Here is a 14933-nt window from a genome sequence, read left to right as displayed (position 1 = left end):
TTATTGTTTTAGGTTATTGGTATTTCTTTCTAGTACTTCAACCCGTTCTAAGAGTTGGTTTATGGTTTTTTCGTAATCCTTTATTTGGTGTTGCTGTTGTAAGGTGTAGAGCGTCAACTCCTCTATTTTTTCCAAGAGCAGTTTGTTCATTTCACCTAGCTGGATACCGTTTTCTTCCACTTCCTTCGCCGAAGGAATATTGATAAGATGTCCTTTTTCTTGAATATGATTTTCTACCTCCTCCAGCGTGGGGAGGTCATAACCCTCTTTAAAAACATAGTCGGCCCAGCCCGTTTCTACTTTAATCTCCTCAGCTCGAATTTTTCCTTTGACAGCTAGTTTATACGAACCGGGATTTGTTGTGCCAATGCCCAGATTGGACAAGAAAAATGAGTTGTCTTTTCCAAGTTCCCAAATTTGTTCAAAGTCTAGAAAATCTACTCGGTTTGAAGAATTGTTCCAAGTATGGTTGAATCCTTTCAACTTTCCGCCTACAAAATCCAACTCCATCACCAGTGCCGTTCCTGGATTCCAGTTAGGAATGAACATATTTTTATTTCCTAAACTCCCAATATTTCCATGGCTGCTATAATCGAGAATGGCATTACTGCCTATCCAGCTGCTATTGTATAATCCAAAGTTTCCTAGTGTTAGATAGGAGCCCACGCGGATTTGGGTTCCTCTAAAATCATCCGTTACCCAGTTTCTTTTGAAGTCATGATATTTACTATTTACTCCTAAAGAATATGATGGGGTTTGGGATAAGGCCCATATAGGTATAAGAATACTTATTATAATAGATAGCCTCATTTTTGTAAGTTTTTGATAGTTTCCTTAATCTGTTCGTTTTCTTTTTTCAATGCTATTACATAAAGTGTCAGTTCCTCAATCTTCTCCAGAAGCAGCTTGTTCATCTCTCCCAATTGAATTCCGTTTTCCTTGACCTCTGCCGCTGAGGGAATGTTTATGAGATGTCCCTTTTCTTTGATATGATTTTCTACTTCCTCCAGAGAAGGAAGTTCATAGTCCTCCTTAAAGACATAATCCGCCCAGCCTGTTTCCACTTTGATTTCTTCTGCGCGGATTTTTCCTTTAACAGCTAGTTTCCAGTTTGTAGATATGTTATTAGTTCCAATGCCAATATTTCCAGTAACAATGTCAATCACAAAGGTTTCCCAACTACTGCCTCCACCTGTTGAATGCCATGTCCCTATTCCAAAGCGATTATCCCCAAAACTCTCTGAAAACCCAACATTAGCGCCAATGATATCACCGTCCTGCCTAAACTGTATGATAGGATTGTCTGATTCATTATTGTTATCCGTATCAGCTTCCAATCTAAAAACAGCATCTCCTGAAGTTGCAGATGAGACATGAAGTCTAGCTACGGGATAAGTAGTGCCAACACCTATTGAACCATTACTTCTAATGACCATTCTATCAACAGCAGACCCAGAGTCTGAAACTGAACGGAACTTAACTATATCGCTTCCCTTGGCACCAATATAGAGTACATTAGAACCGTAGATTTCATTGGAATCCATAATCATGGAATTGGAACCATCAGAAACGGTAAAAAAACTGTTTCCAGGATTCCAAAATCCGCCTATGGTACCACTTCCCTGAACTTGTAATTTGGCCTGTGGTGAAGTTGTACCAACACCTGCATTTCCTGATGTAGGAAATATATTGGTTTGACTTGCCACTTGCCCTAAGCCCAATAAGACTAGCGTAAAAAACAATACATTTTTCATTTATTCTTTTTTTTAAGTTGTTGTATCTCTTCTTTCAACATATTGATTTCCCTTCCACTGGTATTCTTCAAATCAATAATGTATAATGTCAGCTCCTCTATCTTCTCCAATAACTTCATGTTCATTTCACCCAACTGGATACCATTTTCCTCCATTTCCTTTGCGGATGGGATATTAGGCAAGTGTCCTTTTTCTTTAATGTAGTTTTGGACTTCTTCCAAGGATTTTAGCTTGTAGTCCTCTTTAAAGACATAGTCCGGTCCGGGAACGGAAGAGATCCACTTTTACCTCTTCGGCGTGGATGTTCCCTTTAACGGTGAGTTTGGAGTCGGGGGATGTGGTTCCAATACCCACATTGCCTGTATTTACAATGGTGAAAAGTTTGGAGCCACCCACATTCAATCCATGCGAAATGGTAAGTCGATTATCCAGCGTATGTGAAATATGAAAATGGGAGTCTCCATCATTGGGAAGAAAACTAAGGGAAGGTGTATCATTATTATTGAACCTTACTCCATTGTTATTTGTACTCTTAACTTCAAAAACACTTGATGGGCTTGTTGTGCCAATTCCAACATTTCCGTTGCTAGCAATTTTCATTCGAACGCTAGCACCTCCATTAGCATTTGAAGTTTTAAAGAATATGTTACCCGATGGAGCGTTGTTATTCTCAATTTCTATTTCGGCTCTTGTATAGCTATCATTGGAAACCCCAAGTCTTAAAGCCCTAGTAATTGTATTATTCGTCAGAATATAATTCCCCCAATCCCCTTCTCCAATAGCGCCCTCAGAGGGCAATGTACTTTCAGATGCTATAAAAAGGCTATTTATAGAAAAGTTATTCGTCAATTTGGAATTTCCGCTTGGATCCATACTGAAGTATGAACTACCATCGTGGTGAAATCGAAGATATCCTTGATAATTATCAATACTCCATACATTAAAATTGGAATTACTGCGCTCCAATAGTAGCTCTCCACCCTCATATTGATTGTCTTGAGGGTTTGCCACTAAGGTTTGAGCACCCAAATTCCCTATAACTCCAAAAAGTATTAAAATGAGTAATGTTTTTTTCATTTTTGATTGGTGTTTAGTAGTTGCTCAAGTTGTCGAAGACGGGTTTCTTGTTGAACTAGTTTCTTTTCTTGTTCTAAAGTGTAAAGTGTTAACTCCTCTATCTTCTCCAATAACTTCATATTCATATCCCCCAGCTGGATACCGTTTTCCTCCATTTCCTTTGCGGATGGGATATTGGGCAAGTGGCCGTTCTCTTTAATATAGTTTTGTACCTCTTCCAAAGGTTTAAGGTCATAATCCTCTTTAAAAACATAGTCCGGACCTGGCACAGAAAGGTCAACCTTTACTTCTTCTGCATGAATCTTCCCTTTTACAGTGAGTTTGGAGTCTGGAATTTCAGTTCCAATTCCGACCAATCCCCTTATAATGACTTTACCACCATTTTGATCAAATTGAGGAACTCCTAAGAAAAGTTTGTTGGTCCAGCCAGGGGATACCACTAAATCCCTTCCTGCCATTTCTATTAACCCGGTTAAATCATCATTCTGACCTATATGCAAGCCCCAAGTGGCGTTCTCGTTAAGATGTTTAATCCTAACCCGGGGATTGGAATTTCCGTAAACATCCAGGTTGTAGTCAGGATTAGAATTACCTATTCCTACTTTACCATTATCCAAAATGGTAAAATACCTTTTGTAAATTCCATCATTCCAAAAGATTGAAAAATTACTTCCATTTTCATAGGATCTTGGTCCGCTTAGATGCCAAAACCCTAAAGGGTTTTTTAAATTAAAAGATGCCGAAGTATTATCAGATTTCTCGGCCGTATACCCAGTAGGGTTTTGTGCCTTTGTTGAAAGGCTAAAGCATAAAATCAATACTTTTAAAATGTAATTTTGATTCATAGAAAACTATCTAAATTTTAATTCTCTCTCTATTTGTTGAATACGATTTTCTAAATCGCCTTTGGACCGCAACTCTTTCTTAATTTTTTCGTTTTCTTCCTTTAAATCTAAAATGTACAAGGTCAACTCCTCTATCTTTTCCAATAACTTCATGTTCATTTCACCCAACTGGATACCATTTTCCTCCATTTCCTTTGCGGATGGGATATTAGGCAAGTGTCCTTTTTCTTTAATGTAGTTTTGAACCTCTTCTAAGGATTTAAGATCATAACCCTCTTTAAAAACATAGTCAGGTCCGGGAACAGAAAGATCTACTTTGACCTCCTCGGCGTGAATATTCCCTTTTACGGTGAGTTTGGAGTCTGGTGATGTGGTTCCTATTCCTACTTTTCCAGTATGCCCTATATACATTTTCGGAGCATCAGTAACAATTGCGCCTTGCGAAGTATTGCCATACTTGGTATAGAAATATAATTTCCCCCAACTGGCACGCATACCAGAAAAACCATAGTTATTGGAATGATTGGAAGGGGTAAATAGTTTGTTATGATTAGTCCCTCCCTGAATCACCGCTAAGTTGGAGCCAAAGATAGAATTACCTCCTGTTGAACCGGATATATTGGCCCCAAAATTACTAGCAACAACAAACTGTGATTTTGGATTGGTCTCTGAACCTGTTCCAATGTTGCCGCTGCCGGATATATTTAATTTGTTATGGTTTCCAATCCTTAAATGGAGTTCTTGCGGGGAATTTAAGAAAGTAGTGCCGTTAGTCTTGTGTTGTAATAATGCATAATTACCTACCTGACTTTGATCCAGTGTACTGGCCCCAAAATAGACATAACCGCTTGTATATGGCCAATCTTGTGCTCTTGAATAATAACAAATTATAAAAAGAAAAAAAGTAATGCCTGTAATTTTATTTCTCAATTCCATTTCAGTGATTTTTTCCTGATTGATTTTTTACCAGTTTCTTCACAAGTCTTTCCATGTGAAGAATTCTAATTTTTAGTTCATCCACTTTTTTTAATTTTTCTTCTTGTTCTAAAATATAAAGTGTCAACTCCTCAATCTTTTCCAATAACTTCATGTTCAATTCACCCAATTGAATACCATTCTCTTCCATTTCCTTTGCGGATGGGATATTAGGCAAGTGGCCTTTTTCTTTAATGTAGTTTTGGACTTCTTCCAAGGATGTTAGCTCGTAGTCCTCTTTAAAGACATAGTCCGGTCCAGGAACGGAAAGATCCACCTTTACCTCTTCTGCATGGATGTTGCCTTTTACGGTGAGTTTGGTATCAGGAACAGTGGTGCCTATGCCAACATTCCCATTCCAAAGAATGCTCATAGCACCATCTATTGAAGAAGTATTAAAGCTAATGCCTTGTCTGGTCGAATATTCACCTGGCAAACCCTTTATCGAAGAAGGCAATTTGTCACTGTATCTTTGAAATATTACACCCCGGTTGTGCGCAGACAAAATTTTAATGTTACCATCTATATCTAATTTTTCTGAAGGTACAGTTGTACCAATTCCTACATTACCAGATGAAGGAAAAATGTTGGTCTGCGCGAAAAGAGTAGAACTAAATAAAGAGATAGGTAGTATGGCCCAAAAAACGGACTTACCGAATTTAGAATTCGTCATTACAAGATTAGGTTGATTATTGTCCCATTAAGTTAAGGTTTTTTTAACTAAAAAAACAGAATTAACCTTTATTTAATGTAGTCCTAATCTTATATAATTATGGAATTTCCTTGTAAATTACTGTAAATTAATTTTTTACTAATAAAAAAACGACCTTGTTTTAAGTCAAAAAAAAAGCCCTGACAAAATTGTCAGGGCTTCAATATATTTAATTTGAAACTTTCTACTGTAACTTAAAGGTAATTGGAATACTAAATGGAACTTTTACCGCTCTACCTCTTTGCTTACCAGGTGTCATTTTTGGTAACTTGTTGATAATTCTCAAGGCTTCCTTCTCCAAGTTTTTATCCGGTCCACGCATTCTTATGTTTCCGATACTTCCATCCTTTTGGATTACGAAAATTACGTTTACCCTTCCTTGAACTCCCATTTCTTGAGCAATCTCTGGATAACGGAAATTCTTACGGATGTGCTTTTGCATCATCTCTTGGAAGCACTGTTTTTTATTACTTGCCTTTTCACAACCTGGGAAAACCGGTACGTCTTCAATTACAGCAAATGGAACTGAAATGTCTTCGTCGACCTCATCAACTTCAACTTCCTCAACTTCCATCACTTCTTCTTCTTGACTAGTCTCCGTCGATTCAATTACAGTCTCCTCAACTTCTTCCTCATCTTCAACAACTTCAATTACTTCCGGAGCTGCAGGAGGTGGTGGCGGTGGTGGAGTTTTGATTTGCTCGGTCATCGGCACCTCTTCATCCAACTGATCTTCAACATTCAAAGAAATGTCATAATCATTCGCTTTATCATACTTTTTCCATTCCATGGCCCCATAGACCAATCCTAAAACAGCAGCTAACCCTATTACAAAATAGAGGGTACTGTTTTTTCCCACATCAGCTTTCGGATTCTTTTTTAATTCCATTTTTTTGAGTTTAGTATTCGCTAATTTAAAATTTTTTTTGTTTAACTGGCAATTAAAATTTCCATTTTAACGGCTCTTTCTTAGTAAAATACCACCAAATGGCAAGTCCTCCTATGAATGCTCCCAAAGTGTTGGCCAATACATCGCCCCATTCTGCCATGCGATTTTCCGTTAAACTATATTGTAGTGCCTCAATTCCCATGCCATAAAATGTAGCAGCAAAAACTATAATTATGAGTGTTTTTTTTAAGGTCGCTCTTTCTCGTTTCCTTTCCCATATACTAAGACAACCTAACACTACAAAACCTGAATAAAAGCCAAAATGGGTTATTTTATCTGCATATGGTATGGATACCGAGCCTGTATCCAAACCTGAAAAAGAAAATAGGCTGAGTGATGTAATTACAATCAACCAGCCTATAAACAATATGGTAAACGCGTATTTTCTAAGCACCAATTAAGGCCTTGTATTCCGTATCACTCATTAATCCATCCGCCTCTGATGGATTAGTCATTTTAATCTTAATCATCCAGCCATCTCCATATGGGTCGGAGTTGACCTTTTCAGGCTCATCTTCCAAAGATTCATTGAACTCAATTATCTCACCGCTCAAAGGCAAAAACAAATCGGAAACAGTCTTTACAGCTTCCACTGTTCCAAAAACCTCCTCTTGGTCCAAGGTCTCATCCAAAGTTTCTACTTCAACATAGACAATATCCCCTAACTCGCTTTGGGCAAAATCGGTAATTCCAACCGTGGCTACATCGCCATCTATTTTAACCCACTCATGGTCTTTGGTGTACTTTAATTCTGCTGGTATGTTCATTTGTTTCAAAAAGTTTTAGTCCTGTCACAAATGTAACGGATTGGATATAGCTTTTCAAGATTTTTCTTAAACAAAATCACCATGAAAAAATGGAAAGAGAATCAGTTGCCAAAATTGTATCGCAATGTAAATCCAGCGTTGACCGTAGTCTGTGGAAAAGCTGTGGAAACGGCAAATTGAGAAAAGTTATGATCGTAGAAAAACAAGGCATTGAAATTTCTGCTCAATGCGTAGTCTGCTGTGAATTTGAACGAAATAAGCTGCTGCCCGGAAGTGATTTGGTTATTGTCTATATCCAAATTACGGATAATGGTAATGTTGTCGCGCAATGAAAAGTCCGCCTTCAAATTTAAGTCTCCTTTAAGTCTTGTACGCTCGCCACCAATATTGGTCACAAACTTTACATCTTTAAAACGATATCCCAATCCGACGGTGTATTCCTGTCCGTTAATTTCCGTCAATAGGCTATTGTCAAAACTTAAGGACAACGTTCTATCCCTTCGCACTTCGGCCAAAAAGCTAAAGGAATTCTTCATCTCAAAATCAACCCGAGCCAATGGATTGAACTGATCGGTCAATACAACGCTATTGATAATATTTTCTGGAAGCAAGTCGCCATTCTCCGGGTTAACATCTGAATTTTGACGTTCCAAGTTAGTTTGAAACGAGTTAACACTGTAAGCTGCGCGGTAGCCATGACTCAAGGAAAAACGCTTGAACTTCTTTTTAAACCAACGGTTTTTCATTAAACCGGTATACTTGATATTCCAATTGGGGATAGGAATCTGACGAAAGGCATCCAAATTCACCCGCTCTGCATCCTGCCCGGTATATGCTGCAAAGAACGCTGGTAATAGCACATCCTGTTGGGTTTTGCCATACCGTTCCGGGAATCCATCGTCATCCAAAGTTCCAGGATTTTCTCCCCTGTCTGAAACCAATCGATTAGCGATAATCAATCTGTTGTTCCTAAATTCATCAAAAGTTGCTGAATCAAATTCATCACTTTTGGAGAAAACCGTTGATATCATCAATGTAGATATGGTAAAGTTGCCAAACGTGTTTGGGGCCAATGGCACATATTCACTATCCTCTATCCTAAAGTTTTCCTGAAAATTCTCTGAAAACTGTCTGTCAGCTATCAAGTCTATCGTCAAATCTTGCGTAGGTTGAGCCGTAGCCGTGATATTTAATTGCTTGTTAGTGACTTTTGAAAACTGGGAGTTGAACCCAGAAAAATCCGTTAGCCATCCGTTTCTTGCTGCCTCAAATCGAATATCTGACTGACTTCCAAACACAAAGCCCAATGTGGGCCGGGTAGTTCCCAAAAATCCTATGGATTGGGTATATCCTGGTAATACCGTACCGTTATTTTCACTGTAGTTTACATTGACACGCTTCACCATGGTGAAAAAATCCACTAGAGTGTTGAAAGTCTTACTTGTTTTTTTGACCGGTTTTTCATCAACTGGATTGCCGTCTTTATCCGTTCTGGGTTGTTGGTTGACTGTTACTTTTCCGTCTCGTTTTTTCAGGCCGAGAAAATCATAGAACCTTTGCATGGTTAGATTGGCCGTAATATTGTGGGTATTCGCGTTTTGAACGGTATTGATTTGCTCTCCTGGGTTTTCTTCTTGAACAACCTCGTTCAATGCATCTCCTCCGCGTTGCCAATCAAAATTACTGGTATAGGTATATTGAGCGTTAATAAAGTTCAAGAAAGGGAACTTGTTAAAGGGTAGCTCATAATTTAACTGCATTTGCTGTGAATGCCTATTAGGCTCACCCACATCAAAGAAGCCATCCCATAGATCCAAGGTTTCATTGATTCCTGAATCCCGATTGCCTTCCTCATTGAAGAAATTACGGACTATGTTGTTATTTGAAGAGGTTAAATTGACCCGAAGTGATTTTGTAATACTGTAATTTAGGGCATATTGCCAGTTAAAAAGATAGTTTCGCTGTTGCAACAAAGGCAAATCCAATGCTTCCACCCCTGGCTCCAATACATCTCTAAACCGTTGCTGGTTAAATGTTCTGTTGTAATTGGCGTTCAACGATAGACTGGTTGGAAGAAGGTTTATGTTCATGTCTTTCAACCATTGCCAATATTTTCCCGTGAACAATGAGTCTTTCTTCGCGAAAGGAGCCACCGGAGCAGGCTTGAAATTGTGATTGTACACAAATCCTGTGTTCACATTTTGATCCCTGAGCTCAGCTACCTGAAAGTCCCTATGGTCTGTCTCATTATAAGAATAGTTGAAAGTAAAGTTTTCAATATCGAAGAAATTTTCTTTGGCTTCCTCTCCTCTATTCTTACGAACACCTATTAGATTGATGCTGGTTCTTTTCGTATAGTCTTCAGCTTGTTCTCGAATAGTTTCAGCATCCTCTGGGGTTTCTGCTGCATCAATACGATCCTCCAGTTTAAGGTCGTCAAAAACAGGGTCAAATTCTGGAGTAATGAGGGTTTCAGAAATTCCATAATTGAAAGGTATCTGAAGTCCCCATTTTTTTGGGAATAGTTGTCCCACATTCACATTGGTCACTACATCATACGAAATGGCATCTTCCCGAGAACGTTCATTTGGTTTTTGATCTATGGAACCAAAACCTGAGGTGCTTCGGCTTCCAGTTGCCGTAACATTGGCAAAATCGGCCATATTCGCATCTAAAGCAGCCACTGCGGCCCAACCTCCATTATTGTCTAACCCAGCCAAACGAAGTTCGTTGAACCAAACTTCACCTCTAGCAGGAAGATCATCAATATTTTTAATACCCACCATCATGGAGCGTATGCTTCCTAATGAAGGATTACCTCGTATCCCAATTCTCAATCTCCCCAAAGTTCTTGGCGCAAATTCATCTACTTGAATTACTTCGCCATCCACGACTTCATAAAAAACTACTTGATTTAAAGTCTGACTTGCAATACCTGCTGATTTAACCCTATTCAAATCGGAAAGAGCAATATCAATTTCATTCACATCTGGCCAAATATCTTCCGGAGTAGCCGAACCAAAAGGGGTAAATTGAAGTGGAAGTTCAATTTGGTAGAAGTTTTCCGAGAAGTCTGTACCAATCCTTAGAAATCCTACCAAAGGGGTATCGTCATCCGAATAATCCCCATTCAATATTTTCTCTGCGTGCATGAACATTTTTATGCGTTCGTATTGTCGCATATCGATATTCACATTTTTGAAAACTCCCCTAGAATCTTCAGATTCTAAATTCTCCACCACAAAAGATAGGGACTGTTCGTTCTGACGTATAATCGTATTGTTATTGTTCAATTGCTCCCGAATCACCCCTGGAGGTAATACATAAGGTATGGGTTGACGGGCAAAGTTTTCTTCAATATTCACAGCGTTTACATCAGTTACTGTCCCGTCATCTGAAGGGTCATTGTCCACCTCTGGTTGCAAGGAATTGGTAAAAGTCCGCCAATCTCCCCGTACCAAATCCAAAGTAGCAAAACGAAGTACGATGTCATCCGAGAACCCGGTCATATACATCCGCATAAAGCTAATGGAACGGAAATCGGTAATTCCTCCTACCGCTTCAGTAAAATCACTCAAAGGAATTTTATACTGGATCCATCGCCTGTTTAAAGTGGTTCCATTAGGTAATTGAGGGGTTTCACCTTCTCGAATATCTGTCACGTATTGATCATCTATTGTGGTATTCGGCCGTATTTGAATTCGATACTCGTAGTAACTATCCACGGTATTCATGGTCAAATCCCGGTCTATATCCTCAACATCGGGCAAAGTGGTAGATCCTCTATTGGTATTAGTTACTTCAACCGGAGAGTTTCCTTCAGGGTTGTTGAAATCAAAATATCTTTCTAAGATGCTCCCTTCCCTGTTCAAATAGTAAACAAAGTTGTCCAAAGCAGGGTCTTCGGCAGGTCCATTATAGATTGCCTGTTCTTCTGCATCATTCAATCCATCAAAACCTACATCTTGTTGGGTTCTATTGGTTTCATCCGCATCAAATGCATACACTAAAGACTGTGTAGATGGCACTTGCCCCCAAATGGTTGGTCTGGGAATTTCATTATTGGTACTTGCAGGAAGTCCATTCTCGTACTGTTTTCTTCCGTCCTTTAAAATATCTTCGGAAATGTTACCTAAGTTTAATACCAATTCCCCAACATTGCCACCATTCGTTTCTCCGTCAATATAAGGATCCAATACCCAAAATTGAACAAATTCCACATTGGACTGCTCAAAATTGGTGCTGCTCAAAGGTCTCATTATCCCTGCCCATTTCTCATTGGAGGTTTCGGTTTCAAAAGTGGGATTGGCATTATAGGGGCCTTTATCGTTTGGATAGTACACCACATCCAAGGTGCCTTGTACCTGTGTCTGACCTTGGGCTATATCTGTTTCGGTAAATACCTCATCAATAAAAACCCTTCGCGTAGAGTTTAATGAAATGTCGTTATCACTTAATCCAGTAGGTCTTTGATTGGTATAGAAAATAGGGTCGATGGTATACCAAGACATCTTTGCACGCTCAAAACCAACGTCAATATCTGTACGGTCTTGAATAAATTCTACCGGAGGACTCGCCAAAGTCCAACCAAGTGAAGAGCGAATATCAATCAGTGCCTGCGCCCCTTCAAAATCATCCAAATAGGTAGTCGTCTCTCCTTGAAAATCCGCATTTTTTGGTGAGTTGGGCTGCAAAAATGCCACTTCTCCACGAACCGAAAGATTAGAAGGCACATCTGTATCAATATTCGGTAGTTTATTTGCCAAACGGGTCAAAAATGGGACCTCAGTACTAAAGTTTCCATTTAAACCAAAGATGGTATTGTTTACAGGTTCTACCCCAAAATTGGATTTTTGAGTGAGTGGTCTTTCATTCAAATTCAAAAGTGTACCACCCAATAAGAAATTCTCATTGAATTGATGTTCAACGTTGATTCCTGTAAATCTCCTAGTCTGCTGTCCGAATACCGCATTATTTTCTACAGAAATGTTGATAGGTGTGTTAGAAGCTTGAAGGCTAGGGTCCAAAATTTGAACGGTTCCAGCTTGATAGTTTACCGTGAAATCTATTCCTTCCTGTAGTTGTCTACCCCCTGCCGTAACCCTTACTGAGCCTTGAGGCACGTTGAATGCACCAATCGGAATTCCATTATTCCCCTGAGACTTGTATCGGCCTTTCAATTGGAAACGATTCTTCTCTGCATCTTGGAGTGACGCTGCCTTGGTCAGCGCATACATGTTTCGGAACACGTAACGTTCTTGATTAGGGTTATAGCCTACGTCATTTTCTACATCATAAATCTCTGTGGCACTGCTCCGTAATTCTTCAAAAAGGAACTCTCCGAATGGTTCAACCTTAGTAAAGATGATGTTACCAGCTTGGGTGTCTATAGTTATTCCAGGGACATAATCGAAAAATCCATCTCCACCTGACTGGACATCGTTGTATACATTCAAACGGTCCAAATTGAACACTTCCAATAAGATTCTTTCCTCTAACGGTTTTTGTCCAGCCTCGGGATCTGGAAAATCAACCACAGGTGTAATATAGTTTCTGGGTGTGGGGTCAGAATATAGAATGTTTAATCTAAAATCTTCCTGAGTCAATTGAAAAGCTCCCGTGGCGTAGATATTCTTCATCATCAAATCCCAAATAGGATCTTCCACATTGGTGATGTTGCTTTTCAGTAATTTAAGAATCAAAGTGTTGTTTTCAACAATGGGATTGACTCCACCAGAGACGGTTGTAGCATCTATTCCACCATTGGCAAACTCCCCTACTTGAAACACCTCACCGGTCAATGTATTGGTGTACTGATAGGCAACACCCAAAACCTCATCGTTACTTAAGCGTTGATTTAAGGAAATATATCCCAATTGGGTATTTAGTTGGTAATCCCTGCCTTCTTCCAGCTTTCTGGCATTTTCTAAAATAGCATAATCAAACCCTTGATTTGCAGAGTAGCCCGTTGAAAAGTTGAAGCCTGAATCCACAGTAGCTATATCGCGGACAGCCTCGGTAAGAACACCACCGTTCCCAATAAGTGCTGGGTCATAGTCGTTTACATTATTCTGTGGAAAAACATTGGTTCCCGTTATGTTGAAGAATCCAGCTGGGTCTCCTCCTGCAATTCCAACTCGAGTTTTTTCGTCACCGTTTCTTCCCAACTCGGCTTCACCTAAATCTTGAATCGCAACCACGTTTCTTACGTTTAAGGTTTGCTGGTTTCTATTGGTCACCCAAACCTCCAGACGGGTAATCTGGATTTGACTTCGTATGAAAGGATAGTTTTGTAGGGCTTCGTCATAGCTGTCCCTAAAAAACTGGGATAAGAAAAAGTGTCGGTCTTCATCATAATCCAATGCAGTCAATGCAAATTCATTAACCGTTCCTCCGCCTTGCGCAACGACGGTATTGTTTTGAGAACGTTGTTCCGAGAAAACCGCAGTAACTGTGGTTCTACCAAATTGCAGTTGCGTTTTTACCCCAAATAAACTCTGTGCCCCGGTAATCAGTGAACTGTTCAAGGGCATATTCACGTTACCTATCTCAATTTTTTGAAGAATATCATCTTCTGTTGGTGTATAATCCAACTTCACCAGATTCTGAAAATCAAAGGTGGCTTCTGTGTCATAGTTCGCGGTTACTTGAAGTCTTTCGCCCACCTTACCCAAGAGACTCAAGCTGATACGCTGGTCAAAATCAAAGGAAAGATTGGTTCTGTTTCTAGGTGAAAGTGCCGGATTGTCGTTCTTTTGCCAAAGAACTCCCAAATCCATGGCAACCGAACCTTGGGGGATTACCTCAATGGTATTTCCTCCAAAAATGGATTCAAAAAAGCTACTGTTCACATAAAAATTAGGCAAAAGATTTTTACGCGCCTCCTCGCTTCCTTCCTTTTTACCTGTAAATGCATCTATTTTATCCTTAAAATAGGATTTCATGCCCTCTCTTCGTACCAATTCAAAGAACTGTTCCGGAGTTAGGATTATAGGGTATGAAATATCAAATTCTCCGATAGTTTCAGAGTAAATATATCGGTCTAGGGTAGGGTCGTAAGTGTATTTAGAAACAATGCTTTGTGGGTTCTCCAATTTGAGTCGGCCAAGGGACACCCCGGTTTTGGTAGAGTCTTGAGCCTGTTCGTCGGTTTCCTGGGAAGATGCCATGGAAACGAACAAAAAACAAATACAAAAGAAAATGTACTTAAATCCCGTTGGTTTAAGTATTGGTTTTGCCCCTCTTTTCAAACTAGTTACAAATTTTTAAGCGCCTGTTTAATAATGTCCTCTACGCTTAGCGATGCATTCTCAGCTACAATCTTATCAACTACCTTTTCAGATTGTCTCCTGGTGAAACCGAGAACCTCTAAAGCAGATAACGCTTCTTCTTTGCCAGTATTGTTTGAAATGTGGGAAACTTCATCCATTTCGTACACTTTCAAAATCTTATCCTTAAGATCCAAAATAACACGCTGCGCCGTTTTGCTTCCTATTCCCTTGATTGCCTGTATGGAAGGGACGTCTCCATTGGCAATAGCTTCCTTTATTTGTTGGGGTGAAAGTGAGGACAGCATGGTTCGAGCGGTACTGGAACCAATTCCCGATACCGAAATCAAGAGTCTAAAAATTTCCCTCTCAGATTTTTCTGTAAATCCAAAAAGCGTGTGAGAATCTTCCTTTACTTGAAGATGTGTAAAAAGATGAATGCTTTCTTCGTCTTTAATCAACGAAAATGTGTGTAATGAAATGTTCAAGAAGTAACCTACTCCATTGCATTCTACAACTACGTAGGTAGGATTTTTTTCTACTAATTTTCCTTTTAAATGGTTTATCATTGGTTCAATTGGGGTTT

General features: G+C 39.3%; 12 protein-coding genes. All 12 read right to left on the bottom strand.

Annotated features, from left to right (window positions below; all coding sequences use genetic code 11):
• The 12 genes from ACOKFD_RS16890 to ruvA all read right to left on the bottom strand — a co-directional run bounded on the left by ACOKFD_RS16890 (nucleotide 1) and on the right by ruvA (nucleotide 14916).
• Nucleotides 1–810: a hypothetical protein gene (locus tag ACOKFD_RS16890; protein WP_422858988.1), complete on the bottom strand. Its 810-nt coding sequence runs from the start codon at nucleotides 808–810 to the stop codon at nucleotides 1–3.
• On the bottom strand, nucleotides 807–1754 hold the full coding sequence (locus tag ACOKFD_RS16885; RefSeq protein ID WP_422858987.1) for a hypothetical protein: 948 nt from the start codon (nucleotides 1752–1754) through the stop codon (nucleotides 807–809). Before ACOKFD_RS16885 ends, ACOKFD_RS16890 begins: the two co-directional genes overlap by 4 nt.
• Nucleotides 1751–1975: a hypothetical protein gene (locus ACOKFD_RS16880; protein WP_422858986.1), complete on the bottom strand. Its 225-nt coding sequence runs from the start codon at nucleotides 1973–1975 to the stop codon at nucleotides 1751–1753. The genes ACOKFD_RS16885 and ACOKFD_RS16880 overlap by 4 nt, the downstream gene beginning before the upstream one ends.
• Before the next feature lie 22 nt (nucleotides 1976–1997).
• A complete protein-coding gene (locus ACOKFD_RS16875; protein ID WP_422858985.1) occupies nucleotides 1998–2831 on the bottom strand; it encodes a hypothetical protein in 834 nt (277 codons plus the stop codon).
• A complete protein-coding gene (locus ACOKFD_RS16870; RefSeq protein WP_422858984.1) occupies nucleotides 2828–3676 on the bottom strand; it encodes a hypothetical protein in 849 nt (282 codons plus the stop codon). The genes ACOKFD_RS16875 and ACOKFD_RS16870 overlap by 4 nt, the downstream gene beginning before the upstream one ends.
• Nucleotides 3677–3682: 6 nt before the next feature.
• Nucleotides 3683–4612 (bottom strand): hypothetical protein, encoded by a 930-nt coding sequence (locus ACOKFD_RS16865; RefSeq protein WP_422858983.1) that lies wholly within the window; start codon nucleotides 4610–4612, stop codon nucleotides 3683–3685.
• 1 nt (nucleotide 4613) lies between these two features.
• Entirely contained in the window at nucleotides 4614–5324 is a 711-nt protein-coding gene (locus ACOKFD_RS16860) for a hypothetical protein (RefSeq protein WP_422858982.1), read from the bottom strand.
• Between the two features lie 223 nt (nucleotides 5325–5547).
• On the bottom strand, nucleotides 5548–6252 hold the full coding sequence (locus tag ACOKFD_RS16855) for an energy transducer TonB (RefSeq protein ID WP_422858981.1): 705 nt from the start codon (nucleotides 6250–6252) through the stop codon (nucleotides 5548–5550).
• A 52-nt stretch (nucleotides 6253–6304) separates the two neighbouring features.
• Entirely contained in the window at nucleotides 6305–6706 is a 402-nt protein-coding gene (locus ACOKFD_RS16850; RefSeq protein ID WP_422858980.1) for a VanZ family protein, read from the bottom strand.
• Nucleotides 6699–7079: a glycine cleavage system protein GcvH gene (gcvH, locus tag ACOKFD_RS16845; protein ID WP_298994384.1), complete on the bottom strand. Its 381-nt coding sequence runs from the start codon at nucleotides 7077–7079 to the stop codon at nucleotides 6699–6701. Before gcvH ends, ACOKFD_RS16850 begins: the two co-directional genes overlap by 8 nt.
• A 101-nt stretch (nucleotides 7080–7180) precedes the next feature.
• Entirely contained in the window at nucleotides 7181–14248 is a 7068-nt protein-coding gene (gene sprA / locus ACOKFD_RS16840) for a cell surface protein SprA (RefSeq protein WP_422858979.1), read from the bottom strand.
• Nucleotides 14249–14334: 86 nt separating this feature from the next.
• Complete coding sequence (ruvA, locus tag ACOKFD_RS16835) at nucleotides 14335–14916, bottom strand: Holliday junction branch migration protein RuvA (RefSeq protein WP_422858978.1); 582 nt, start codon at nucleotides 14914–14916, stop codon at nucleotides 14335–14337.
• Nucleotides 14917–14933: the final 17 nt, after the last annotated feature.

The sequence above is a fragment of the Flagellimonas ulvae genome, from assembly GCF_049333175.1.
Classification (GTDB): domain Bacteria; phylum Bacteroidota; class Bacteroidia; order Flavobacteriales; family Flavobacteriaceae; genus Flagellimonas.
Note: the sequence above shows the minus strand (reverse complement) of the source record. Positions and strands in the feature narration are given on the sequence as shown.